A 24247-nucleotide genomic window follows, 5' to 3' on the forward strand; every position below is an offset into this window, starting at 1 on the left:
AACGTGGTGCCATGCAGATCTTCGGCGTGGACATCGGCGGATCCGGGATCAAGGGCGCCCCTGTGGACCTGGACAAGGGCGAGCTGGCCCAGGAGCGCTGCAAGGTGCTCACCCCGCATCCGGCGACACCGGACGGCGTGGCCGACGGGGTCAAGCAGGTCGTGGACCACTTCGGCTGGACGGGCCCGGTCGGCCTGACCTTCCCCGGGGTGGTCACGGGCGGCGCCATGGTCCGTACGGCGGCGAACGTCGACGAGAGCTGGATCGACACCGACGCGCGCGCCTTGTTCAGCGGCAAGCTGGGCGGACTCCCGGCGACCGTCATCAACGACGCGGACGCGGCGGGCGTCGCCGAGATGCGCTTCGGCGCCGGCCGCGACCGCAAGGGCACGGTCATCCTGCTCACGTTCGGCACGGGCATCGGCAGCGCCGTTTTCGTCGACGGCGTCCTCGTGCCGAACACGGAGCTGGGACACCTTGAGCTGAACGGCCACGACGCCGAGAAGCGCGCCTCCAGCAAGGCCAAGGAAGACGGCGACATGACCTGGGAGCACTGGGCGCGCCGCGTCCAGAAGTACCTGGCCCATGTGGAGATGCTCTTCTCGCCCGAGCTGTTCATCATCGGCGGCGGGGTCAGCCGCAAGGCCGACAAGTTCCTGCACCTCATCGAGGGCATCAGAGCCGAGATGATCCCCGCGCAGCTCCAGAACAACGCGGGGATCGTGGGGGCGGCGATGAGAGCGGCCGAGCACGGGTAGGCGGCGCCGGTCCTGCGGCCCCGGCCGCTCAGGTCCGGCGGCGGCGCCTGCGCATCCACTGCACGCGCCGGACGAGCACGATGACCCAGGCCGCGAGCGTCCCGCTGTACAGCCAGCCGGCCTGGGTGGCGAGCCCGGTGAACACCCCCACCAGCCGGGCGAGCACCCCGGCCTTCCCGTCGGCGACGGGAAACAGCCCGAGGGTGAACGCGATCGGCAGGACGACGGGAGCGGTCAGCAGATCCCCCTCGCGCACCCACAGCGCGGTCAGTACGCACACCGGCACGAACAGCACGCCGTACGCGGTCATGGACGCGCCGAACAGGAGCTGGTCCACACAGCCGAGGAGGAGCATCACGACGGTGCAGAACAGCCCGCTGCCGAGCCCGGTGAGCCGGGGATTCGGCAGTCGCGCCCCCGCCGCCGGCCGCGCGAGACGCGCCTGCCGCCCCGCCTGACCCGCTCCCGCCCAGGGGCCGCGCCGGGCCTGCGGGGGAAGCTGCGCGTGCGGCGGTGCGCCGCGTCGCGGTCCGTCGTTCGGGGGTCGCTTGCTGTGTGGCTCCACTGGACCAACTTAGGTCTGTTTATGTGCCGAATCGGCCATCAGACACGCCGGTGAGCAGAGCTTGGCCGGGCGTTCGACGCTCCCGCGAGCCGGCCGACAGGGACGCCGTAAACTGGTGGATCGCGCCCACTCATCGCCCACTCATCCACGGGAAGTCGCAACGTGTCGCTCACGATCGGAATCGTCGGCCTGCCCAATGTCGGCAAGTCGACCCTGTTCAACGCCCTGACCAAGAACGACGTGCTCGCGGCCAACTACCCGTTCGCCACGATCGAGCCGAACGTCGGCGTGGTCGGCGTCCCCGACGCCCGCCTGGCCCAGCTGGCCTCGATCTTCGGCTCGGAGCGCATCCTCCCGGCCACGGTCGACTTCGTCGACATCGCCGGCATCGTGCGCGGCGCCTCCGAGGGCGAGGGCCTCGGCAACAAGTTCCTCGCGAACATCCGTGAGTCCGACGCGATCTGCCAGGTCATCCGCGCCTTCAAGGACGAGAACGTCGTCCACGTCGACGGCAAGGTCTCGCCGAAGGACGACATCGAGACGATCAACACCGAGCTGATCCTCGCCGACCTCCAGACGATCGAGAAGGTCCTCCCGCGTCTCCAGAAGGAGTCGCGGATCAAGAAGGACGTCGCCCCCAAGGTCAAGGCGGTCGAGGAGGCCAAGGAGATCCTGGAGAAGGGCGACACCCTCTTCTCCCAGGGCATCCTCCAGGGCACCGAGCGCGCGGAGCTCCTCCACGACCTGCACCTCCTCACGACCAAGCCCTTCCTCTACGTCTTCAACGTGGACGAGGACGAGCTGACGGACGACGCCTTCAAGGACGAGCAGCGCGCCCTGGTCGCCCCCGCCGAGGCGATCTTCCTCAACGCCAAGCTGGAGGCGGACCTCGCCGAGCTGGACGAGGACGAGGCCCTCGAACTCCTCCAGTCGGTCGGCCAGGACGAGCCCGGCCTCGCCACCCTCGCCCGCGTCGGCTTCGACACCCTCGGCCTCCAGACCTACCTGACGGCCGGCCCCAAGGAGTCCCGCGCCTGGACGATCAAGAAGGGCGCCACGGCCCCCGAGGCGGCCGGCGTGATCCACACCGACTTCCAGAAGGGCTTCATCAAGGCCGAGGTCATCTCCTTCGCCGACCTGCTCGCCACGGGCTCGGTCCCCGAGGCCCGCGCCAAGGGCAAGGCGCGGATGGAGGGCAAGGACTATGTGATGCAGGACGGGGATGTGGTGGAGTTCCGGTTCAACGTCTAAGCGATCACCAGAAGGCCGTCTGACCTGCGGCGGAGTGGGTTGGGCGGCCTAGCGGTCCGCAGGGAGTCCGCAGGACTGCCAACTCCGGCCAACGCGATCGGCGTCGTTACGCCGCTTTGGCGGTCGGGATGTCACCCTGGTCCGCGTCGTTGTCGGCGCCGTAGGCGCGGTCCACGGCTGCGCGGGTCCGCTCCTCTGAGTCGGGCCAGAGGTGGGTGTAGCTGTTCAGCGTCATCGCGGCATTGGTATGACCGAGCCGCTCGGAGACGGTCTTCACCGACTCGCCGTTCTTGATCAGCAGACTGGCGTAGTGGTGCCGGAGGGCGTGGGGACCAGTGCCCTTCGGTATGCCGGCCTTCTGGCAGGCGGGCCGCCATGCACCGTCCATGAAGTGGGTGTAGACGACCGGGCCGCCCTCAGGAGCGGTGAACAGCCAGCCCTCGGGCTCGCTGACGGGAAAGCCCTGTAGGTGCGCCTTGAGAGCCCTGACGGCCATCTTCGGCAGGGGCACGGTGCGATACGACCGTGCGGTCTTCGGTGGCCCGACGTAGACGCCGTGCTTGGCCGCCTGCTGGATCTGCTGCTCCACGGTGACCGCCGCGCGCAGCAGGTCGACGTGCCGGAGCTGAAGACCGAAGAGCTCGCCAGGGCGGAGGCCGGTAGCGGCGCCCAGCAGGACGAGGCCCCGGTAGCGAGGAGAGATCGCCGCCGCCAACTCGCGGACTTGGTCGACCGGCAGCGGCACGACGCGCTTGCGTGGCACCGGTGGCAACTTCACATCCGCGCAGGGGTTTTCGGGGACCATGCGGTCGCGGACCGCCGCGCGGAAAACCGCGTTGACCGTGTTGAACACGGTTCGCGCGGTGCTGGCCGCCAGGCCGTGGGTCGTCGTCAGCCCGGTCACCCAGCCCTGGACGTCGCCCGGCTTGATCGCGCCCAGCGCCCGCTTCTCCCATGTCGGATACACGTAGCAACGCAGATGCTGGGCAACGGCTTTGGCCGTTGAGGGGCGGTGCGGCTGGCGAGCCCGCCATTCCTCCGCGTAGTCCTTGAAGGGCTTCTTGGCCGATCGCGGGTCCACGTACTGGCCGGTGACCACGCTGGCCGTGACCTCGTCGAGCCAGCGCTGGGCATCGATCTTGCGGTCGAAGTGGCGGGCGTGCTCCTTGCCGTCGAGGTCCCGGTATCGGGCGCGCCACTTGCCGTTGGGGCGCTTCTGAATGTTGGCCAAGTTGATCTCTCCAGTCGTCAGTGGTAACCGCCGCGCTCGACGTACTCGGTGAGCGCGCGGGCGTCGCGTTCCTCGCCCATCAGGCGGAGGAACTGCTCGTGGATGCCCTTCGAGCTGCCGGGATGGCTCTCGACGTAGTCGGTGGCGGCAACGATGGCGCGGTGGAGGCGGTCCTCCACGTCGCGGACCTCGTAGAACGCCTCGACCGCCTCCTGGACGATCCGCCGCCCTTCGAGGTCGACGCCTTCCAGCGGGGGTGACATCAGCTCGTCCAGGGGTAGCTCGAAGACTCGGGAGAAGCCCAGGGCCTCATCGAGCGTGATCTTGCGCCGAGGATTGCCGTTCTCGATACGCCAGACCGCCGTCTGGTTCATCGGGACACCCGCCTTGGTCATGCGGGCCGCCAGCTCAGTGGTGCTCCACCCTCTGACCTCCCGCTCCAGCGCGATGCGTGTCGCCGCGTTGCCTTCGCTGTACAGCAAGGGCGCTTCGCCCTCGCCGGTCTCTCTGGCCATCTCGCCTCCGTCGTATGCCGTCGCTATCCCGATTGAACCATGCCCTATCCCGTTTGACTAAGCCCTGGTCGTACGGTACGACTTATGCATAACGAAACGCAAGCTAGTCGAAAGGGAAACTCGTGGATCGCTACCTCACCACCGCCGAGGTTGCCCAGCGCTACCGAACCGCCGAGAGCACCGTGCGGTACTGGCGGCACATCGGCTACGGCCCGCGAGGCGTGAAGGTCGGGCGCCGCGTCCTGTACCTGGAGACCGAACTAGCCCGCTTCGACCAGGAACTGCGTGAGCAGAGCGACAACTGGGCGCTGGGGGCCTGATGCGCCCCGCGCCCGGTAGTGAAAAGGCTCTCGGCGGTACGAACGCCGAGAGTCAGGTGAACACCCCACAGGCAACCAGCTGTTCGGACCAGTGGAGCAGGGCCTGCCAGCCCGCGCGCTCCACCACCAGGAGTGCACGTTGAAGACTACTTCCCCGCATGCCGCAGGCGCATCCCTCGGCGCTTCATGGCCTCCGGCAGCGATACCCGGCCAACTCGGCCGGCGTCAGTCGGCCCAAGGGCACGCCGACGTCTCCACACTGTGTGGAGACGAGGCCGCCGCTGTATTGGCCGACCCGGGCGGGTCGGCGGGTCTCGATGCCATGCCGGATGCACCGGCCACTGAGGGCGACGATCTCCTGGCTCAGCTGAAGGGACTGGTCGCGAGGTTCGTGATCCTGCCTTCCGAGCAGGCTTTGGACGCGGTCACACTCTGGGTCGCGGCGACCCATCTGCAGCCTGCGTGGCAGCACGCGCCGCGTCTTGCGGTGGTGGGCCCGGCGAAGCGGTGCGGCAAGTCCCGCCTGCTGGATGTGCTGACCGAGACGGTCCACAACCCGGTGATAACGGTCAACTCCACCCCGGCAGCGGTCTTCCGCTCGATTGGCGAGGAGCCGCCTACGCTGCTGGTGGATGAGGCGGACACCATCTTCGGTACGCCGAAGATGGCGGAGAAGAACGAGGAGATGCGGGGCCTGCTCAACGCTGGTCACCAGCGCGGACGTTACGTGCTGCGAGTGGTGGGCAACGACCACACGCCGCGCAGGTTCCCCACCTTCGCGATGGCGGCCATCGCCGGTATCGGGGATCTGCCGGACACGATCATGGACCGGTCGGTGGTCATCCGCATGCGCCGCCGTGCCGCGGGCGAGCGGGTCTCGCCCTTCCGCTCCAAGCGGGACACCCCGGCCCTGCACGCGATCCGGTCCAGGCTCACCGCCTGGACCAAACCTTTGGTGGACCAGGCCCTGCATTTGGAGCCGGAGATGCCAGTCGAGGACCGGGCCGCCGACACCTGGGAGCCCCTGGTGATCGTCGCGGACCTGGCGGGTGGCCCGTGGCCGCGGCTGGCCCGGCAGGCGTGCGCGCGCATGGTCGCCTCCGAGGTCCAGACCGAGGAGGACAACCCCAGCGGCGCGAGGATCCTCGCCGACATCCGCCGGATCTTCTTCGGCCGAGGCGACGTGGACAGCCTGTGCACCGACGACCTGCTGTACGCCCTCAACAGCGACCCCGAGGCCCCCTGGGGCGAATGGGGCCGAGGCGGCCTGACCGCCCGCGGACTCAGCGCCATGCTGCGCGAGTACGGCATCTCCTCGGCCAACGTGCGCGTCGGCGAGATCCAGCGCAAGGGCTACACCCGCAACAAGTTCGCCGACCCCTGGCGACGCTACTGCCCCACCGTCCACCCGCTGGACGCCGCCGAACGCGCCGCAGGCTGACCACCCCAGCCGTTTGCGTACGTGCCGTCCCTGCCGTAACTGCGCAGCTCAGACGGCTGCGGCCAAGACGGCAACCGGACGCAAGACGGCACCCCGGCCCGCCTGCCGCCGAGCGCACGTCAGCCCTCGGCGGGAGGCGGGGCGTGGGACGGCACCGACATCCGTCTTGTGCCGTCCGTGCCGTCCCAGCCGTGAAACCCCAGATCACTGGCCATGCCCGCCAGACGGCACACACGGCCAAGACGGCACCGCGCCGTCCCACCACCTCCTGCCGTGACCGCCCTGACCTGCGGTTTCAACGCCCAAGACGGCAAAGACGGATCCCGCGACCACCCCCTGGCACCGCCCACGGAGCACCGCACCACCATGCCCACCACCGCACCGCCCTCCGGCATACCGGTCAGCCGCGTCACCGGCTGGGACCGCGCCGCCATCAGTGTCCTCGCCGCCGCCGGATTCGCCCTGTCGTACGACGCCTTGCGACAGACCGCCGACGCCATCCACGTCCGGGGAGCCCTGACCTACCTCTTCCCCCTGGTCATCGACGGGTTCATCGCTTACGGCGTCCGAGCCCTGCTCATCCTGCGCCGGGCTGCCTTCACCGCCCGCTCCTACGTCTGGGCCCTCTTCCTGGCCTCCACCGGCGCCAGCGTGTGGGCCAACACCCTGCACGCCGTGCGCCTCAACGACCAGACCCCGACCGGGTCGGGACTCCACCTCGGTGACACGGCAGTCGGAGCCCTGTCGATGATCGCCCCGCTCGCCCTGGCCGGAGCGGTCCACCTCGGCATCCTCATCGCCCGCCACGCCACCATGCCGGCCCTTGCCGAACCCAGCGGGCCTATCGACCATGAGGACGCGGGCGAGCCTGCTCTCCCTACGATCACGGACGCACCCGATCCGGAGCCGGAATTCGCAGAGGGCGACGCCGCTGCCACCTCGTCGGCGCAGCGCGCGGATCGTGAGACGGTGGCCCGGCGCAAGCGCACGGGCCGTCCGCCTGGGGCGAGCATGGAGCAGCTCCTGGCAGCCGCCCGACCCGCCGCCGCCGAGTACGGCGTGACCGTCGCGGTGGTCCAGCAGGCCATCCGGGAAGCCGGGCTCCCTATCGGCAGTGCGCGCTTTACCCAGCTGATGAACCTGCTGCGCGCCGAATATGCGGAGTCGGGCGACCGGCGGGACGAAGAAGCGCGCGAGCACCCCACCGTCGAGTGACCAGACCTTCGCTCCGGATGCCGCCCGCCGCTGACCGGGCGCCGGTCCAGTCCCGACTTTCCCTTCGCGGAAGTCCGGTCAGCCGTTACGGACTTCCGCGAATGCGGTCAGTTGCCCCTTCCACGCCCCCACATCCGGCCGGGCCAAACCGCGCCTCGCCGGACCATTCCACCAGCACTGCGCGGACCGCACTGCAGCAGTCCGTACAACCACCCCCGTTCTGGAGACGATGCCGTGAGCAGCATCCGGCGCCCCGAAGCCGACACCACCGAAGAGCTGGCGAAGCAGTCTGGCTGGAAAGAGCGTTTGCGGCGGGCGCTTAACTTCGGAGCCCCTGGCGGAGCCAGTAGTACCCCGAGTCCGACTCAAGGCCGGTCTTCGGGGGTCTCCGCCCCGGGGGTGGCGGAGACGGCTCAGCGCCAGGGGGCGCCGGACCAGGAGGCCGGGGCCGAGGGCGGCCCGGACCTGGACACACTCCGTGCCGTCCAGCGCGAGACCCTGCGCCCGGTACGCGCCGCCGACAGCGCTGAGGTTGTCGGCGGTGAGCCGGTCGTGCAGAGCGTGCAGCCCACGATCCGCCGCTTCACCGGCACCAAACGCTTCGAGCGCGTCGGCCCTCTGCGCTTCACCCCCGACGAACTAGCCCTGCTCCAGGAGGCTGCCGCCGAGCACGGCTACAAGGGCGACTCCGGCTTCGCCGCCGACATCGTCCTCGCCTTCGTCACCGGCCGGTTCACCGCCAACCTGCCCCTGTCCGAGGATCGCCGCCGCACACACATCTTCCGCGCCCAGGTCCTGCGCCAGCTCAACCGGATCGGCGTCAACGTCAACCAGATCGCCCGCGCCCTCAACAGCGACCACACCCCACCCGACATCCGCCAGCGCCTCACCGAACTCCGCCACCTGCTGGAACTGATCGCCGAAGCCCTGCGCCAGCCCGCTGAGCCGGAGACGGAGGCATCCGCGTGATCGCCGCCATCAAACCGGCCGGGTCCAACACCCGCGGCCTGCTCGCCTACCTCTACGGCCCCGGCCGCCACGACGAACACCTCGACCCGCACATCGTGGCGGGGTTCGCCATGCTCGGCATGCCCGACCCCGGCCGCGACGAGAACGCCACCCTCACCGAACTCGCCCACTACCTCGACGACCCCGTCCGGCTGCGCAACAGCGAGTTCGGCCAGAAGGTCACCGACCACGTCTGGCACTGCCCCGTCCGCGCCGCCCCCGGAGACCGCTACCTCCCCGACGCCGAATGGGGCGAGATAGCCCAGCGCATCGTCCAGGCAGCCAGCATCGCCCCGACCGGTGACGACCTGGCCTGCCGCTGGATCGCCGTACGCCACGCCGACGACCACATCCACATCCTCGCCACCACCGTCCGCGAAGACGGCCGCCGCCCCAAACTCCACGACAGCGGCCTCCGCGTCGGCGACGCATGCCGGCAGATCGAGAAGGACTACGGGCTGCGCCGGCTGAAGAAGGGCGACCGCACCGGCGCCCGCCGACCCACCCAGGCCGAGATGCACAAGGCCGAACGCCTCGGCTGGGAACAGACCAGCCCCGAGTGGCTCCAGGACCGCATCCGCGCCGCCATCCCCCACGTGACCAACGCCGAGGAATTCATCGCCTACCTGGAAGCCGACGGCATCGAGGTCAAGGCCCGGCGCGGCCCGTCAGGCGACCTCCTCGGCTACGCCGTCGGCCGCCCCGGCGACCTAAACAAGGACGGCGAGCAGATCTTCCACCCCGGCGGAAAGATCGCCTCCGACCTCTCCCTGCCCAAGCTGAAGGCCCGCCTCGAAGCCGGCCAGCCGGAGGAGCACCCCACCGCCCGCCGCAACCACCCCAACACCCCCTGGCATCAAACCGTCGACGCCCTGGACGCCCTCGACACCGACCTCGCCGACGACACAAACGCCCAAGCCCACATCACCGCCCTCGGCGAACTACTCGAAGGCACCGCCCAGAAAGCACCCGCCAACCTACGCGCCGAACTCCAAGCCGCCTCCAAGGCGTTCGCCCGAGCCCAGCGTTCCCAGGTCCGGGCCGAAGACCGTGCCGCCCACGCGCTGCGCAGCGCGTCCCGCGACATCCTGCACACCGCCACGGGCCCTGACGACAGCGCGCTGGCCGCACTGATCGCAGCCCTCCTCTGGGCCGCCATCGTCGCCGGGCGCTGGCATGAAGCGAAGAACCACGCCCACCAGGCCGACGCTGCCCGCCAGGCCGTGCAGCACCTCCAGACGGCCGCAGACCGCGCCCTCGCCCCGACACTCGCCGAACTCACAGCCCGCCCGCCCAGGGGGGAAGCCCGTCGCGTTCTGGTCGCCGACGTGCGAGCAGCCGTCCCAGACCACGCCGAGCGGATCCTCGCCGACCTCAGCTGGCTGGCCCTCGCCACCGTCCTCGCCGACGCCGAAGCCCGCGGCCACCAACCCCACCAACTCCTCAAGAAAGCTGCTGCTCAGCGCGAGTTGACCACGGCCCGTCAACCCGCCCGCGTCCTGATCACCCGCATCCAGCACACGGGCCGCAACCCGGCGCCCAACCGTCGTGCTGAAGCCGCCCGCCGACGCAGCACTACCGGGCCACGGGTTGCATACAGGGGAACGCGTGCTCAGCCGCCGCAGCCTCCTACGGTTCCCGGGCGAGGCAGTGGCCCCAGGTTGTAGCGGGGCAGTGGTCGGGTCGAGGCGGTGGTTCCTGGGCGCCAGGAACCACCACTTATGGCCGTTCACTATCGCCATTCATCCGGCGGCCGCCGCCTGCCGGTCAGGATGGAGCCGCAGCCGATCAGAATCGGCAATCGCCTCGGCTGTCTGCCGGACGGGAGTTACGGTGCTAACCATGCGTGAGGTCCACTATGAGAGCCGCGGCGTTCCGCTGGAGGACTATCAGCTCACCCACAAAGATCACCGTGGCCAGAAGGCGGCTGAAGATGCCAGGCAGTGGGCACAGCGGCAGGTCGACGAAGACAACGCCAGGTGCCGGGCCGATCCGGAGATGGCAGAGCGCCGTAGCCAGGCGTTGCAGAAGGCGCTGGAGCTGATGCAGTCCTTCAAGACTTCCGAGCACGACATCATGCGTTGGCGAGTACGCCTCCATTGTGGCCACATCACCGAGACGCGTGTGCACCGTGAGAACGGCGATCCCACTCGGCACGGCAGTTCCTCGATACGGTGCCCGGAATGCGGCAAGGACCCGTCACTGATCGTGGCGTTTGAACCCCTCGGTCTGGCGGGCGAACCGCCAACCACGCCGAAGGCAACAGAACCGCCACCCCCGAAAAGACTTACCCGTGCCCAGCTTGAACGGCGCGTAGCCGCCCTGGAGAAGGAGAACCAACGCCTGCGGGAGACGGGGCATCGGGAGTAACACTCCCTCTGGGAGAAGAATGGAGCACGTGACGGATGCGGAGCACCATCTTGTGAGCGGAAGCATGCGGTCAGGGAACAGCCCGGCCCGCATCGGGCGAGAGGCTGGCTGCGAGGCGGAGGTCGAAACCGTACGGGTCTTGCGCGCATGGCTCGGAAAGAGTCAGGACCACCCTTTGCTCACACTGTTCGGGCCGCCAGCCGATCTCGTCGTCCCGGTTGGCGTGCGCTACACCTGGTGGCGAGATCCTGTCTTGACCACTTTCAACGACATGCTCGCCATCCTGGAGAGGTCCAGCCCTGGGGGGCTGGACCATATGAGGAACCGCTTCCGTGAGCTACGAGCCACGAACTCCGAGGGCCGCAAGGACTTCATGAACTTCCGGGCGGAGATCGCTGTCGCAGCCTTCTTCGCTGAACATGGCCTGCAATTCGAATTCAACACTGGTCCTGGACCTGACCTGTTGTTCACCGCCCCGTCAGGCCGACCCGTGGCGGCGGAGATCAGCACCCGCGCTCCGCGCGCGCTGTCCTCCATCGCCAACCAGATCGCGGCGGAACTCGGAGACCACTCGCTTGATCTCAAGATCCATCTCCAAGCCCATGACTACCCACCGGTGAGCATCCGCTCCCGTGAGCGCGATGACTTGGTCCGGCGCACGGTCACAGCCGCGACGAATCTCGGGGCCGACGCCTTCACCGCCTTCCGGGCGACTGTTATTCCCGAGCGCTTGGAAGACGGGTACGCGGCTTGCACGATCACGGTCCAGATTGTGCCCCTACCCGAGGGAAGTGGCACCCAGATCGCAATCAGCATGTCCGGAGGCCATCCTCACCAGCACGATGTTGCCAGCGAAGTCGCCAAGCAGCCGCTGCGGGACAAGAAGAAGCAAGCCCAAGCCCGGATGAGGCCCACGCTCTTGATCGCTGACATCACCGGCCTCGACGGGACAGGACAACACACTCTTGAACGTTGGCCCGACGCCTTCGGAGATGTCTGGGATCCCAACGATCCTTTTGTTGGCCTTGCCGCCATGATCTGTCCCTTCAACCGCCTATCACCGCAGCTAGCCACCTCGCGCAACCCCCATTCCAACCCGGCCGATCTTCACAGCCTTCAGACGGCTTTGGCCCCAGTGCGTCACCACCTCGGGTTGTGAACCGGTCAGTACCGGTTCGCTGCTGGTCCGCAAGCCGAGTGACTTCGAGTGGTTCAGAAACTCGTCACACGGACTCGGCTTCCCGCCGTACGCCGGTCGGAGCGAGCCCGGCAGAAGGCCATCGTGTGATCCAGGACGTGGCCTCGATCAGGTGCTCCTGCTGGAGTCCGACGTGGGGATCGGGTTGGAGTAGGAGCGTTGCCGATCCACGTGCGCTTCGCTCCGAGGCCCAGGCGTGGTCGAGGCTGGTGAAGTCGTCGTCGATCCAGATGGCGGGTGCGTCGCCCAGCCAGGTGTCGACGTGGTCGCGTTTCCACAGGTAGCCGTTGGGGTGGCTGGTGGTGATCTGCGGACGCGGGAGGTCGACGTACGGCAGGTTCGGGAGGCCGAGGAGTGGGCCGATGATGGTGGTGGCGTCCTGGCGCCAGCTGGTGCACCAGACGGGGGTGACCAGGCCGGTTCGGATCACGTGCATGAGCAAGGGGCCGTGTGCAGGGTTGAGCCAGATGGCGACTGGGTTTTCGGCGGTCCGGCCGGTTGGCACGACGTGGTGGCGGGTGTGGGTCGCCGGGCCGGCCCCTTCCGCGTTCGGGAAGGGGATGAGGACGCCGTCGATGTCGAGGAGCAGGTAGGGCGGGCGCATCAGTTTCTCCCAAGGGAGCTGGGGCGGGGGTCAGAGCTTGCGTGCGGTGATCAGCAGGCTGGTGGGCCAGCGGCCGTGACGGGCGTCGTGGAACTCCTGGGCTGAGGCGAGCCAGAGGCCCGCGCGGCCGAGGTGTTTCTCCCAACGCTCGGCGTCGAAGTCCCAGCGGGCGATGGGTAGTCGGGTGCGGTCGGGGAGGGTGACGTAGTCGCGGCGGGGCCGGTCGTCGGTGGCGGGGCGTAGGCCACCGCGCTGGGGGTGGGGGACGGAGAAGGCGAGAGTGCGCCCGGGTTTGAGGTGCTGGGCGATGGCCGGGAGCAGAAGCTCGGGGGCTACGAGGCCGATGGCTCCGAAGACGGAGTAGATCGCGTCGAAGCGCTCGTCGGAGGCTTGCAGGTAGTGCAGGGCGTGGCCGGCGACGAAGGTCAGGTTGTTCAGTCGGCCGTAGTGCGAGCGGGCCCGGCGGATCTGCAGGCCGACGAGGTCGACGGCGGTGACCTGGGCGCCGTAGCGGGTGGCGAGGTGGGCGGCGTTGTGACCGGGGCCGCAGCCGAGTTCCAGCAGCCCCTTGCGGCGCAGATCCGGGCCGAGGATGTCGGCGCCGGGCCCGCTGCCGGGCCGCGTGGTCCATTCCATGCGAGCGGGCACGGACAGCGGTTCGGCAGGGCTGGCCGTAGTGCGCTGGAGGGCGTGGACGTACCAAGGGGAAGCCTGGGCGAGCACGTCAGACCTCCAGGAGGTGGAGGACGTCGGTGAGGTGGCGGCGGACGGCCTTGATGTAGGTGGGGTCGGTGGCCGGGTCGTTGATCCAGCGGATGGACTGCTCCATGAACCACTCGACGGCCCACATGCGGTGCCAGCCCAGTGCCCACTGCTCGGCAGCCAGTCCGCCGCGTTCGGCAAGGGCGTCGGGTGTGCCGCCTTCGGTGACGTACGTCTCCAGGAAGACGCGCAGACGCACGGGGTCAGGGGTGTCGAGGGTGCCGTGCCAGCTGGCGAGGTCGAGCAGGCCGGGGCCGGTGAAGGCGCGGGCGAAGTCCAGCAGCCTCCAGCCGTGCCGCCCGACGTGGAGGCTGGTGGGGTGGAACTCGGAGTGCACCCAGCCGAACGGAGCCACCGTCGTACCGGCCGAGCGTGCGTCGGCGGCCTGGGCGATCCGGTCGAGCGTGTCCTCGACATCGTCTGCGTCCTGCCACCGCTCGGCCTTCCGGAGCCGACCGAGGTGCTCCAATGCCTGGCTCGGCAGGGTGCGCAGCCGCTCTTGGTCCAGGACCGGCAGGGCGGCGGCCGTGCGGGTGCCGTGCAGGACCACGGCAGCGGCGGCGCCGTCGAGGTCGTCGGCTTCGCGTACGGAATCGCCGAGATCCTCCAGCAGCATCCCGAGCCAGCCATCCGCCACTGCGGATGCGTGAACGGCAGGCACCGGGACACCGAGGGTGCGTGCCAGCCGGAGTGCCTGATCCTCGCTGTCGAACGGCTTCTTGGCGTACTTGAAGATGGCGGTGGTGCCGTCGGTGAAGGTCAGGCGTTCGACGCCGGACATGGACCACACGCGCACCTCCTCCCGCACGGCGGTGGACCGGCCGGCGATGGTCAGGAGGTTGTCCAGGAGGTCGGCGTTGAGGGTCGTGTCCATAAGGGGGCTCCAGTGCGATTGAAGGCATCCGGGGCGGGCGAAGAGTGTCGGCCCGCCCCGGATCCAGGGCTGTGGTGCTACGCGGCCGGGGTCACGCGGTGGGCGTAGATCTGCTCGATCCAGCCGGCCTTGAAGGCCGCGAGGTCGTCGCGGAAGGCGGCCATCGAGGCACCGTAGGGCGCCACGACCCCACCGGTCTGGTCCGGCACGGACTGGCAGCCGTGCACGAGGCGTCCGCCGAGGGCGGCGTGGGCCTTGATGGACTCGATGCGCCGGTGCTCGTTGAACCAGCCGCCGTGGTAGACCTCGTCGAGCATGCCGCCCATCTCGTCGTCCAGGTCGAAGACGACGGAGGTGGCGGCGGGGAAGAACCAGCATGGACCGACGTTGGAGATGTGCCCGTCCAGCTCGACCTTGTTCAGCGCCATCAGCGTGGCCGCCTCGCGCAGCATTCGTAGATGGTCGGCGGTGATCTGCGGCAGGCCGAGGCCGACGAGGTGCTTGTCTCGGAAGAGGTAGGCGTACACCTCGTAAGCGGTGGACAGCACCCGGGCGGCGTCCGAGGTGGACTCGGCGTGGGCCTTGATGAAGTCCAGCGCGAGCTGCTCGACCGCACTCTCGGTCGTCTCCTCCGCGTCCAGGAGCTGGGACTTGACCAGCTCCCAGTCGGCGACGAGCCACGTGTTGGACTCGAAGCGGAAGAAGTACTCGGCCGGGTCGATGGTGATGCGTCGGCCGTCGCCCTGGATGCCGGGCAGGCGGCTCCAGCGCTCGTCGAACGCCTCGGGCAGTACGACCGTGATGGCCGCGGTGTCGATGGTGGTCACCGTGTCTCCGTCTCTGATCGGCCGGGTCCGGGCACACAGGTGCCTGACCCGGTGTAGGCGTACGGAACTTCGGGGAGCCGCCCGGCCGAAGGGGGGAGCCAGGGCACGGTGTCGGACCGGGGCCGGGTGGCTGATGTTTAGTGAACCCTCCGTCACGCACAGTGGGTACGGTGAGAGGCAGTTGAAGCGGTATACGCGGTTTACAGCTCCGGAGCGGAGGCGATCGTGGCAGCGCACAGAGGATCCAATTCCCGCCTGCGTGATGCCATCGAAGCGATCGGCTGCACGTACGAGGCTCTGGCGAAGGACATCCGGCGTATCGCGGCCGAGAACGGCGAGATCCTCCAGACCAACAAGTCGGCCGTCTCCCATTGGGTGAACGGCACACGCCAGCCCACAGGCCGGACCGGCGAGTACCTCGCTGAGGCGCTGTCCCGCCGGGCAGGCCGCACCATCACCTCGGCCGAGATCGGCCTTCGAGCACCCGAAACTGCGGTGTCAGAAGAACCCGATCCTGTACTGGCCGCCACCGATCTGGGCCGTGCCGACGTCGAGCGCCGCCGCTTCCTTGCCGTGGCCGCCTTCACTACCGCAGGCGTAGCCATGCCGCTTTTCTACGACCACGAGGCCACCGCCCGCATGCTTCGGGCCCGCACCGGCAGCTCTCTGGTCGGGATTGAGGACGTGGACGTCGTACGTCAGATCACCGCAGCCTTCAGCGCGGCAGACGAGCGCCTCGGCGGAGGCCATGGCCTGACCACCGTCACCGCCTACCTCGCCGACACTGCCGCCCCCATGCTCCGCGGCCGTTTCCCGAACGAAGCCTTACGGCAAGCGGCCTTCGGCGCCGTCGCTGAACTCGCCTACCTCGCCGGGTGGAAGCACCACGACCTTGGCCAGGAAGGCGCCGCCCAGCGCTATTACCAGGTCGGCTACCAGCTCGCCTGCGAAGCCGACCCGCGCGGTCACGCCGCCTGGATGATGCGCGCCCTCGCCCACCAGGCCCTCAGCCTCAAGCAACCCCACCACTGCGTCGACCTCGTCGAAGGATCCCTCACCCGCGGCCTGGGTCACGTCGATGGCCAGACCGAGGCGCTGCTGCACATTACCCACGCTCGCGCCTACGCCGCCGTCGGCGAGAGGCCCGCGGCGGCCCGGGCCCTCCTCGCCGCGGAAGACGCCCTCCTACGCGACGACGGCCCCCAGCCCAGCTACTCCCGCGTCAGCGGCCCGGCAGCCGGCACCGTGGCCAGCCACACCGCCCGCACGCTGACCGACCTCGCCGACCACGTCGGCACCGAGCAACAGCACCGCGACGCCCTGGTGCGCTGGGATCCCGAGAAGTACAAGCGCGTCCACGCCCTCACCTACGCCGACCTCGGCGACAGCCTTGCCGCCCAGGCCCGAGCCGACGAGGCCGTCGCCGCCTGGTCACAGGCCCTGACCCTGATGGAGGGCATGACCTCCGACCGCACCCGCAAGGCCATCACATCGCTCCGCTCCACCCTCGCCGTCTACCAGCGCCGCAAAGTGCCCGGAGCCGCCGAACTCGCCCGCCGCGCACGCGAAGCGCTGGCCTAAGCTGCTTACCAACCGGCCGACGAAGGGACACTAACCGTGGCTCAGCGGACAACCGACGACCAGCCCAAAGCCCTCCCGCCCGCCCTCAAATCCATGACCCTGCTGGTCGCCGCCGTCATCGTCCACGACAAGGCCAGCAACCGCGTCGTCCTCCTCCAGCGCAGCCAGAACGCCAAGTTCGCCCAAGGAATGTGGGACCTCCCCGTCGGCAAGAGCGAGCCCGGCGAACCCATCACCGAAACAGCAGTGCGCGAGTTGTACGAGGAGACCGGCCTGACCGTGAAGCCGGAGTCCCTGAAGGTCGCCCACATCATCCACGGCGCCTGGGGCGTCGAAGCACCCAACGGCTTCCTCACCGTCGTCTTCGCCGCCAACGAATGGACCGGCGAACCCGAAAACCGCGAACCACGCAAACACGCCAGAGTCTGCTGGGTCGATGCCGAGGCTATCCCCAAGGAGTTCGTTGACACAACTGCCAGCGCCCTCCACCGATATTTGAGGGACGGCCCGGAAATTTCCCTTGACGGCTGGAGATAGAGGATCTAACACTCTCTCCGAACTCGGGAAGTGTAATTTTAGTCTGAGGCTGCGATCCAGCGAGCCATCGCTTCATAGGCATTCAGTGTGCGGGTGTCATAAGGCCCGAAATCGTCGCGGCAGTCGTCGCCGAGTTCTTCATAAAGGCCGACGGCTCCGCGCGCATCACCTGACTCGCCTGTTAGCTCTGCAAGACTCATCCGAGCGTCTACGACGACCGGATCGGAATAACCATTGGACATCTGGAGTTTCCTGATGTGTCGTTCCAGCTTTCGAATACGATCCACGTAGTCCGGGTTCACGTGAGGAGCACCGGAAAGAACCAGTGCGCCCCTCTGCGTCTCGGGGATATATTCAACTTGATGGATAAGGCGGGCGACAGTCAGTGCATCCGGGGGCCTTTGTTGAGGCTCTTTGGCGAGCAGGCGTAATGTCAGATCGTTTAGTTCCTCAGGGATGCCAGGGCGAACATCCTGAGGGGCTGAGGGTGTACTGTGCACGTGCATGTCGGCGATGATGTATGGAGTTGTTTCGCTGCCACCAAAGGGTGGGCGGCCGGTCAGCATCTCGTACAGAACGCAGCCGAGGGAATACAAGTCGCTGAGGTGGTCGCCCGGCTGGCCCAGACAGCGCTCGGGTGAGGCGTAGAGCCATGTGAGTCCCGCACCATGGGTGACAGTGACGTCGAGGAGCCGGGCGAGGCCGAAGTCCACGAGTTTCACATCACCTCGCTCAGTAATCATTATGTTGTCCGGCTTGATGTCTCTGTGGACGACTTCTGCCTCGTGCGCGTCCGCCAGACCCTCGCACACCTGGGCGCTCCAGCGCACAGTCTGTTCCAACGTTAATGCATTCCCCGCGCCCATGTAGCTGGTCAAAGGGCGCCCATCGACAAGTTCCATGACCAGATGAAACCTGTCATCTTCTTCGCCTTGGTCGTGCACGGTGACCACGTAGGGGCTACTGACCCGGGCCATCGCACGTGCTTCCTGAAGGAACTTACCGGTCATCTTCTCGGTGAGGTTATTCTGGTTGCTGGCATAACGGCGTAGTCGGTCCAGGGCTAGAAACTTGATGGCAACCGGGCGGTCCAGTTGGCTGTCGTGGGCAAGCCAGACGTCGCCCATACCGCCGCTCCCGAGGCGATGTTCAAGACGATATCGATTTGCGATGAGATTCCCGTCCACGTCACTCTTCCGGCTGCGCATTCGATTGTTCTCCGGCTGCTGGAGACCAATCGTTCCAGTGGGTCACTGCAGTGAGACCGGACCGCCACTGCTGGAATAGCCGAGTGTGCTGCCCGAGTGCTTTCTTCAATTCCGCCGTACTCTCGACCCGTCGGCGGATACCATCCTCTCTCAGCTGATTTTGGCGGAATGGCACGTGAGCCACACCCCACGCTGAATAAGCGAGCAGCAGGACAGTGAGAACCTTCGTTAGGCTGCCTGCCACGCCATCCAGGAAAATTGCCAGCACTGCGCAGGCCGCGGCCATGATGAAACATGTGAGTACTCGTGACCATATGGGCGCCACAGAGCGGACGGCCGCGTTAACCCGTCGCTCCATATGCTTTCGAAGATCGATTACCGCTTGCTGCCTGGATTCAGGCGTAGTTGGTGCAGTCGGCACCTGGCAGGACCAACCGTCCACAGTGAGGGTGAGGTGCTCGGGAAGCAGTGACTCTGATTTTTCTTTCAGGGCGGTGAGTGCTGGACGAAGACTCGGCATGGCGCTGTGCAAGGCCAGGAGCCGGGCGGGGTAGCCGAGATGCACTGTTCTTGGCTCGAAGACAGCTCGTTCGAGGAGGGCCTGGAAGTCGACCGTTTCTGGTTCCTTAGCTGCTTTGAATTCTGCCGCTGCCGCCTCAGTGTCACCTTGGTGCTCGATGATGGCGCGCAATCGCTCCATCTGCTCATGCATCCGGCTCTCATCGGGGTCCAGTTGGCCGATGAGGTGGTTGAGGGCGATATCCGTGCCACGGCCCCCGTTTGCGGTCGGCGGGCTGTCGGAGTATTCGTCGCGTAGATAGTCGAGGGTGCCTTTAACCGCTGTTGCCGTTCGCCATCCCTGTTCTGCCTCCGCCCACTGCGACCCACACAGTTTCCTTAGGGCGTCAAATTGCACGGAATTATCCGCACCCTGGTCCAGCATCCAGGGTTGCCAGCGGGCCAGGTGCGCTAAGGCGCTTTCCGAGGAGGAGAGAGTGAAGAGCCGGGCGTTTCCCTCTTGGTCCCACCGGGTCATTGCCTGACGAGCGTAGGTCAGCGCCTCGATTCCCAGCTCGGCGCCGGCGATCGCGTCGAGGACGACGCTGAACTCTTGCCCCAGGTCTGAAGGGTCGAGCCCAGTCAAGTAGCGGTCCATCCAGCGGGCTGCTTCATTCTGCCGCTTTTGGCGTGAACAGGTCAGAGCGAAGAACAGCGTCGCTTTGGCCTGGTCGAGGGTAAGGGCATGCCCGCGGGCTCGGGCGGCGCGTTGAGTGTCACGGCTGTACCCAGCCGCGACCGCCACGACAGCGGGGGCGAGCCAGAAAGTGGGTTCCAGGAGTAGCTGCTCCTGGCTGCATGCTTCGATCGTGCTGGTGTCCACAAGTCCTCGTGCGACGGCGTCTTCGGTCAGTGCATGTGCCAGCCCCCGGGCGAGGGCGCGGATCCGCCGCCGCTCGGCGAACCTCGCTACCCATTCCGTGGTGAGCCGCGACAACTCGGCCTGAGCGTTGGCCACAATCTGATCCCTGCCGTAACGCTCCACGAAGGTGTTGAGAGCACGGTGGGTGGCATCCGTGGTCGTCCTCACTGCCCCTATGGCGGCTTGTGTCTGCGACAGGATGGCCGAATAATCCGCTACGTTTCCGGCCAGTTGACCGATGGCTGCGTGCATGCCCGCGAGCCCTTGCCTCAGATCTTCACCGTGGCGATCTTGAGAGGTGCGAAGCCTTGCGACCTCCTCACCCAACTCCCTCACTGTGATGGAGAGCTCCTCCAACTGCGCTTCCATGTGAGCTGGGTCATGCATGAATCCCCCTGAAGTCCATGCGCCGACACTCCGCTTACTCAGACCGCTCCTATTATCCGGACAGTGCGGCCCAGAGGGCCTTACTCTGGCCCAAGATGGCCAGTGAGCGTTCAGGGGGGATCGTGGGGGAGGGTGCAGGGTCGGTAAGCCAGTTGTTCTTCGGTCGGGACGACGCGGAGAACGATCTCAAGGATGGCTTGCTGCGAGGCGCTGTATTTCGGCCAAACTACGCCTACAGAGAGGCGCTTTCCGGACGGAAATCCTTGATCATCGGCCGCAAGGGTTCGGGGAAGAGTGCCATCTGCCGGCAACTGGCGACTCCGGACGGTCACCAGGGCGCTTCGATCTTGATCACCCCGGATGACGCCGCCGGTGACGAAATCCGGCGGTTCGAACTCCAAGGCGTCACAGCTGACACCGCCAAGGCACTGATCTGGCGGTACGTTTTCGCGGTGCACGCGGCACGTCACCTGACTTCTCATGCGCGTATCGCGCACGGCCGCCGTGTTCCCTCCTCTGTTCGCGCCCTGCGAACCTTTCTGCGCGCGAACGGCGAGTCAGATGATGATCGCCTGTACGACAGGCTCCGGCGCGGGGCAAATGGGCTCCAGTCGGCCAATCTGTCCCTCAAGGCGTTCGGGGTCGAGGCAGCCTTCGGCGTCAACGGCGCTTCTGAAGGAGCCACGGCCAGTCGGCAGCTGGAGGTGCTCGAAGACGGTGTGGCCGCAGCCTTCGCTGACCTCGGCTGTGCGAGCAGTCACCCTCCGCTGCTCTTCCTTGTCGACCAGCTTGAACAGGTTTGGACTGTCGACGCGGAGAGCCACGCGCTGGTTACGGGGCTTTTGTTGGCAGCCAAGCATGTGACGGGCCATTACGGCAGCGTGGTACGGACTGCTCTCTTCATCCGGGCTGATATCTATGACACCCTCAATTTCGGCGATGGCGATAAGTTCCACAGCGACGAGATACGGATCGCGTGGACGCACGATGGGCTCAAGGATGTCGCTCTGGCGCGGGCCCGTGCCTCCCTCGGTGGCGATCTGACCAGTGAGGATCTATGGGGACGGCTGTTCCCGCCGAGCGTCCGGGGAGCGCCGACCACCGAGTACCTCTTCAAGCGTGCACTGCCGCGTCCGAGAGACGCGATCCAACTCCTCAACGCCTGCCGGAGCGTGGCTGACGAGCGGGGTGGCCCCACGATCACGGAGGATGACGTGTTGGCGGCCACAGAGCGCTTCTCTCGCTGGAAGCTCCAGGACCTGGCCAAGGAGTACCTGGTCAACCTGCCATTTCTCCGGTCGCTGTTTCCGTTGTTCGAGAACACCGGATACGTGGTCATGCGGTCGGTGCTGGAGGCCCGGTTCGAGGCCAGAAGGGACGCGCTGCATCGAGAGTTCCCCGCCTACACCGAGAGTCTGACCCCGCAGGGGGTGATCGACGTGCTGTATGGGGCGAGCTTTCTCGGCGTGCGGCGCGGCGGTGACGTTGTCTATACCGGCGGCACCCAGGCGCCGCCGCTGCCGGGCGAGGACGAATTCCATGTGCATCCTTGCTTCCGACCCGCGCTCAACAGCCTTGGCTCCGTGGAGCTCCCCGCCTTTCTACCTGGGCAGAGGCGAAATGCCGTCGTGAGTCAGACCGGCCTCGTGAACTACACCACGGGGGCAGACGTAGGACTATCGATCAACCGCGACGTTCGACTGCTGGGCGAGGTGGTTGGGGCCTGTGAGCGGCTGTTGCGTCAGCTGACGCGATCAGGTCTGCCGGAGGCCACGCGCGAAGAAGTGCAGCTGCAGATCGGACGAGTTGTGGCGGCGGCCGGTGAGGCCAGGGTGCAGCTTGGGGGAAGGCATGCACCCGACGTACAGGACCACGTCTTGGCGGCCTCCAGTTACTTCGACAGCCTCGCCGCGCAGCTCAGTACTCACGGTTTCCGCGACCGCCCCGTCACTCGTCGCCTTGAGGACGAGGCCAGGGCTTTGATCCGATCCGTGGGCGGTGCAGCAGGCGGCGGAAGCGGCTCGGACTCGGCACCATGACCGGGCAGTTCTCCATCTGGAGGTTCGGCGGTGAGGTGCGCATGTCCTTGATGGAGGTGACGAGCGCCTTGGCGATACGCGGCAAGCGGACTTCAACTGGGTCCATTGACTCAAAGCGCAGTGGACAGAGGACTTGACGGTGCTGCGCAGCAGCATTTCGTGCGTGAGCGGACGGTGCGGCACACGGCGGACCAGGTGTCATGGGGATCGAGGTCGACGCGTCTCTGACCTGGCAAAACAGGATGTCACGTCAGGCGCTGACAGCCGTCGTCACGATCTTGCAGACACTCGTAATGCCTTGGTCGGGCCGTGGGGTCTATGCCGGATCGATCGCGGGTTCCGCGCTGGGCCGTGTGTTGGTAGGCACTTCTTTGGGCTCCACCGTACGGCTCAGAAGTGGCTCCGCGACTTCAGAAGTTGATCTGGCTCCACCCGACGGGGCGATGCCAGAGGTTCTGCGAGTCTGAGGACGGTGTAGACGGGCCGGCGTCGGGGCGGCTGCGAAAACCATGTGCCCCAGTCGCTGCGGCTTCCTACGCTTCCCGCCATGGACAGCACCTGGACCGAGGGTCTCGTCAACGTCGTGGACGTCGAAGCGACCTGCTGGGCCGGTTCCCAGCCGCCTGGCGAGGTCAGCGAGATCATCGAGATCGGACTGACTGTCATCGACCTGGCCGTCGGCGAGCGCCTCGCCCGGCACCGGATCCTGGTGAGGCCGACCCGGTCCACGGTCAGCGAGTTCTGCACGGAGCTGACCGGCCTCACTCAACACGAGGTCGATCAGGGGGTCACCTTCGCCGAGGCGTGCCGACTACTGGCGGCCGAGCACCGCGTAGGCGCCCGGCCGTGGGTCAGTTGGGGCGACTATGACCGCCACCAGTTCACACGGCAGTGTCAGGCCACACGGACGACCTACCCCTTCGGCCGCCACCACACCAACGCCAAGGCTGCCTTCACCGAGGCATACGGTCTACGCAAACGCCCCGGCATGGCACAGGCCCTGGAGATCGCCGGGCGGCGGCTCGAAGGCCGTCACCACCGAGGCGAGGACGACGCCTGGAACATCGCGGCCCTCGTGCTTCACCTCTCTGAACGGGGCGTCTGGCCGGCCGCGGTAGAACACCCCGCCTGACGCACCCACCCGGCTTGGCGCGACCACCCGATCTGTCCCGTCTCCGTTGATGTGGTCCACGGCTCAAGCGAACTGGTCCGATCCACATCTGGTCTCAGGCAATCGGGTTCAGTGGCAGAGCTCCATGATGGAGTCGTCGAAGTTGGGGAACTCTCGCGTGGCCTGCTCAATCACGGAAGTTGCCGATTTGCGGTGGTTTGGTGCGAATTGCTCCGCGATGGCCGTCAGCTCACGATTGGGGCGTGGAACCCAGTCGGGCTCGCACGAGGTAGCTGCCTCCCAAGGACCGAAGCCGTCGGCCAGCAGCCACAAGAAGGCACCCAGGTTGCTCGCGACGACGCCGGTCTCCCCTTCGGAGCCGAGGAAGACGACAGGCTGCTCGGCCAGTTCCCTGCTAGGGCGGACCAGCCAGAACGCCGCGTACCCGCCGGAGCCATCCTGGCCGAACACGCGGAAGCCGTCGCCATGCAGCTCGCCGTTGCCGGTCCACGCCCTGAACCAGTCGGTTGTCTCATCGGCAGACAGGAAGGCCGCGAAGGGTTCGAAGTCGACACCGTCACCGCCGGCGTAGTCGAACCGGACCGCCATGGCAGCGGCGAGCGCGGCGGGAAGCTGTCGGTCTTCGTTCGATGTCACGCGAACAGACTAGCGATTGGTCGGGTTCTGGTGGCACAGCTGCAGGGCCGGAGCTGTCAGCGACAACGCGCGTGTGGCCGTGGAAGCCGGGTGCACGCCTGCCACCCCAGTGGAGGTGGGGCGGTCCGCAGACAGTCCGCAGGACGGTCGAAAGTGACCGTCGCATGCCGTCGCTCACCAACCGAAAAATGCCAGGTCAGAGGCGTCGCCGGCCTGCCGCCGCAGGCTAGGATCGGCCCTCAATCGTTCCGCTTCAACGTGTGAATTGTTCGAACGAGGACCCCTCTGGCTTGTGTCTGCACAGGTCGGAGGGGTTTTTGGTGTTCGGAAGTGGTGGAATTCTGCTGGAATGCGCGACGGGGCCTTCG

General features: G+C 67.2%; 23 protein-coding genes. 13 read left to right on the forward strand and 10 right to left on the reverse strand.

Features of this window, described 5'->3' with window-relative positions:
* Window positions 1-11 precede the first annotated feature (11 nt).
* A complete protein-coding gene (gene ppgK, locus ACZ4MF_RS16300) occupies window positions 12-758 on the forward strand; it encodes a polyphosphate--glucose phosphotransferase (RefSeq protein WP_467492655.1) in 747 nt (248 codons plus the stop codon).
* 28 nt (window positions 759-786) lie between these two features.
* Here the strand turns inward: ppgK and ACZ4MF_RS16305 are convergent, their stop codons facing one another.
* Window positions 787-1323 carry a DUF6542 domain-containing protein gene (locus tag ACZ4MF_RS16305; protein ID WP_467492656.1) on the reverse strand — a complete coding sequence of 179 codons (537 nt, stop codon included), beginning with the start codon at window positions 1321-1323 and terminating at the stop codon, window positions 787-789.
* Between the two features lie 162 nt (window positions 1324-1485).
* Here ACZ4MF_RS16305 and ychF point away from each other — a divergent pair, with 162 nt between their 5' ends.
* Window positions 1486-2574, forward strand: a complete 1089-nt coding sequence (gene ychF / locus ACZ4MF_RS16310; protein ID WP_467492657.1) for a redox-regulated ATPase YchF — start codon at window positions 1486-1488, stop codon at window positions 2572-2574.
* A 106-nt stretch (window positions 2575-2680) separates the two neighbouring features.
* Here the strand turns inward: ychF and ACZ4MF_RS16315 are convergent, their stop codons facing one another.
* Together ACZ4MF_RS16315 and ACZ4MF_RS16320 are read right to left on the reverse strand one after the other, a co-directional pair.
* Window positions 2681-3805 carry a tyrosine-type recombinase/integrase gene (locus ACZ4MF_RS16315; RefSeq protein ID WP_467492658.1) on the reverse strand — a complete coding sequence of 375 codons (1125 nt, stop codon included), beginning with the start codon at window positions 3803-3805 and terminating at the stop codon, window positions 2681-2683.
* A 17-nt stretch (window positions 3806-3822) separates the two neighbouring features.
* Window positions 3823-4320 (reverse strand): helix-turn-helix domain-containing protein, encoded by a 498-nt coding sequence (locus ACZ4MF_RS16320; protein WP_467492659.1) that lies wholly within the window; start codon window positions 4318-4320, stop codon window positions 3823-3825.
* Between the two features lie 122 nt (window positions 4321-4442).
* On the opposite strand from ACZ4MF_RS16320, the gene ACZ4MF_RS16325 reads away from it, so the two are divergent.
* The 7 genes from ACZ4MF_RS16325 to ACZ4MF_RS16355 all read left to right on the forward strand — a co-directional run bounded on the left by ACZ4MF_RS16325 (window position 4443) and on the right by ACZ4MF_RS16355 (window position 11833).
* Window positions 4443-4640: a helix-turn-helix transcriptional regulator gene (locus tag ACZ4MF_RS16325; RefSeq protein ID WP_467492660.1), complete on the forward strand. Its 198-nt coding sequence runs from the start codon at window positions 4443-4445 to the stop codon at window positions 4638-4640.
* A gap of 139 nt (window positions 4641-4779) precedes the next feature.
* Window positions 4780-6081, forward strand: coding sequence for a DUF3631 domain-containing protein (locus tag ACZ4MF_RS16330; protein ID WP_467492661.1), 1302 nt, complete (start codon window positions 4780-4782; stop codon window positions 6079-6081).
* A 273-nt stretch (window positions 6082-6354) separates the two neighbouring features.
* The gene (locus tag ACZ4MF_RS16335) at window positions 6355-7296 is read left to right on the forward strand and encodes a DUF2637 domain-containing protein (RefSeq protein ID WP_467492662.1); all 942 of its coding nucleotides are present in this window, start codon (window positions 6355-6357) and stop codon (window positions 7294-7296) included.
* Window positions 7297-7695: 399 nt separating this feature from the next.
* Window positions 7696-8265, forward strand: a complete 570-nt coding sequence (locus ACZ4MF_RS16340; protein ID WP_467492663.1) for a MobC family plasmid mobilization relaxosome protein — start codon at window positions 7696-7698, stop codon at window positions 8263-8265.
* Window positions 8262-9971, forward strand: a complete 1710-nt coding sequence (locus tag ACZ4MF_RS16345; RefSeq protein ID WP_467492664.1) for a relaxase/mobilization nuclease domain-containing protein — start codon at window positions 8262-8264, stop codon at window positions 9969-9971. The genes ACZ4MF_RS16340 and ACZ4MF_RS16345 overlap by 4 nt, the downstream gene beginning before the upstream one ends.
* 175 nt (window positions 9972-10146) lie before the next feature.
* On the forward strand, window positions 10147-10674 hold the full coding sequence (locus ACZ4MF_RS16350) for a hypothetical protein (protein WP_467492665.1): 528 nt from the start codon (window positions 10147-10149) through the stop codon (window positions 10672-10674).
* Between the two features lie 139 nt (window positions 10675-10813).
* The gene (locus ACZ4MF_RS16355; protein WP_467492666.1) at window positions 10814-11833 is read left to right on the forward strand and encodes a hypothetical protein; all 1020 of its coding nucleotides are present in this window, start codon (window positions 10814-10816) and stop codon (window positions 11831-11833) included.
* Window positions 11834-11897: 64 nt separating this feature from the next.
* Here the strand turns inward: ACZ4MF_RS16355 and ACZ4MF_RS16360 are convergent, their stop codons facing one another.
* The 4 genes from ACZ4MF_RS16360 to ACZ4MF_RS16375 form a co-directional block, all read right to left on the reverse strand.
* Complete coding sequence (locus tag ACZ4MF_RS16360) at window positions 11898-12476, reverse strand: HAD domain-containing protein (protein ID WP_467492667.1); 579 nt, start codon at window positions 12474-12476, stop codon at window positions 11898-11900.
* Window positions 12477-12506: 30 nt separating this feature from the next.
* Window positions 12507-13199, reverse strand: a complete 693-nt coding sequence (locus ACZ4MF_RS16365; RefSeq protein WP_467492668.1) for a class I SAM-dependent methyltransferase — start codon at window positions 13197-13199, stop codon at window positions 12507-12509.
* 1 nt (window position 13200) lies between these two features.
* A complete protein-coding gene (locus ACZ4MF_RS16370; RefSeq protein WP_467492669.1) occupies window positions 13201-14112 on the reverse strand; it encodes a phosphotransferase family protein in 912 nt (303 codons plus the stop codon).
* A gap of 77 nt (window positions 14113-14189) precedes the next feature.
* Entirely contained in the window at window positions 14190-14939 is a 750-nt protein-coding gene (locus tag ACZ4MF_RS16375; RefSeq protein ID WP_467492670.1) for a hypothetical protein, read from the reverse strand.
* Window positions 14940-15164: 225 nt separating this feature from the next.
* Here ACZ4MF_RS16375 and ACZ4MF_RS16380 point away from each other — a divergent pair, with 225 nt between their 5' ends.
* Together ACZ4MF_RS16380 and ACZ4MF_RS16385 are read left to right on the forward strand one after the other, a co-directional pair.
* Complete coding sequence (locus ACZ4MF_RS16380; protein ID WP_467492671.1) at window positions 15165-16520, forward strand: tetratricopeptide repeat protein; 1356 nt, start codon at window positions 15165-15167, stop codon at window positions 16518-16520.
* A gap of 36 nt (window positions 16521-16556) precedes the next feature.
* On the forward strand, window positions 16557-17057 hold the full coding sequence (locus tag ACZ4MF_RS16385; protein WP_467492672.1) for an NUDIX domain-containing protein: 501 nt from the start codon (window positions 16557-16559) through the stop codon (window positions 17055-17057).
* 38 nt (window positions 17058-17095) lie between these two features.
* Here the strand turns inward: ACZ4MF_RS16385 and ACZ4MF_RS16390 are convergent, their stop codons facing one another.
* Window positions 17096-18265, reverse strand: a complete 1170-nt coding sequence (locus ACZ4MF_RS16390; RefSeq protein WP_467492673.1) for a serine/threonine-protein kinase — start codon at window positions 18263-18265, stop codon at window positions 17096-17098.
* Window positions 18246-20054 carry a hypothetical protein gene (locus ACZ4MF_RS16395; RefSeq protein ID WP_467492674.1) on the reverse strand — a complete coding sequence of 603 codons (1809 nt, stop codon included), beginning with the start codon at window positions 20052-20054 and terminating at the stop codon, window positions 18246-18248. The genes ACZ4MF_RS16390 and ACZ4MF_RS16395 overlap by 20 nt, the downstream gene beginning before the upstream one ends.
* 113 nt (window positions 20055-20167) lie before the next feature.
* On the opposite strand from ACZ4MF_RS16395, the gene ACZ4MF_RS16400 reads away from it, so the two are divergent.
* Window positions 20168-22111, forward strand: a complete 1944-nt coding sequence (locus ACZ4MF_RS16400) for a P-loop ATPase, Sll1717 family (RefSeq protein WP_467492675.1) — start codon at window positions 20168-20170, stop codon at window positions 22109-22111.
* A 547-nt stretch (window positions 22112-22658) separates the two neighbouring features.
* Entirely contained in the window at window positions 22659-23243 is a 585-nt protein-coding gene (locus ACZ4MF_RS16405) for a 3'-5' exonuclease (protein ID WP_467492676.1), read from the forward strand.
* A 108-nt stretch (window positions 23244-23351) separates the two neighbouring features.
* Here the strand turns inward: ACZ4MF_RS16405 and ACZ4MF_RS16410 are convergent, their stop codons facing one another.
* Complete coding sequence (locus tag ACZ4MF_RS16410) at window positions 23352-23879, reverse strand: SMI1/KNR4 family protein (protein WP_467492677.1); 528 nt, start codon at window positions 23877-23879, stop codon at window positions 23352-23354.
* Window positions 23880-24247 lie beyond the last annotated feature (368 nt).

This window comes from Streptomyces sp. NPDC025793, assembly GCF_055558375.1.

What these genes read in the sequence shown, in the direction of transcription:
- ppgK (WP_467492655.1), top strand. Translation starts at nt 12, where the DNA reads ATGCAGATCTTCGGCGTGGACATCGGCGGATCCGGGATCAAGGGCGCC.
- ACZ4MF_RS16390 (WP_467492673.1), bottom strand. Translation starts at nt 18,265, where the DNA reads ATGCGCAGCCGGAAGAGTGACGTGGACGGGAATCTCATCGCAAATCGA.
- ACZ4MF_RS16350 (WP_467492665.1), top strand. Translation starts at nt 10,147, where the DNA reads ATGCGTGAGGTCCACTATGAGAGCCGCGGCGTTCCGCTGGAGGACTAT.
- ACZ4MF_RS16370 (WP_467492669.1), bottom strand. Translation starts at nt 14,112, where the DNA reads ATGGACACGACCCTCAACGCCGACCTCCTGGACAACCTCCTGACCATC.
- ACZ4MF_RS16360 (WP_467492667.1), bottom strand. Translation starts at nt 12,476, where the DNA reads ATGCGCCCGCCCTACCTGCTCCTCGACATCGACGGCGTCCTCATCCCC.
- ACZ4MF_RS16320 (WP_467492659.1), bottom strand. Translation starts at nt 4,320, where the DNA reads ATGGCCAGAGAGACCGGCGAGGGCGAAGCGCCCTTGCTGTACAGCGAA.
- ACZ4MF_RS16405 (WP_467492676.1), top strand. Translation starts at nt 22,659, where the DNA reads ATGGACAGCACCTGGACCGAGGGTCTCGTCAACGTCGTGGACGTCGAA.
- ACZ4MF_RS16400 (WP_467492675.1), top strand. Translation starts at nt 20,168, where the DNA reads ATGGCCAGTGAGCGTTCAGGGGGGATCGTGGGGGAGGGTGCAGGGTCG.
- ACZ4MF_RS16395 (WP_467492674.1), bottom strand. Translation starts at nt 20,054, where the DNA reads ATGGAAGCGCAGTTGGAGGAGCTCTCCATCACAGTGAGGGAGTTGGGT.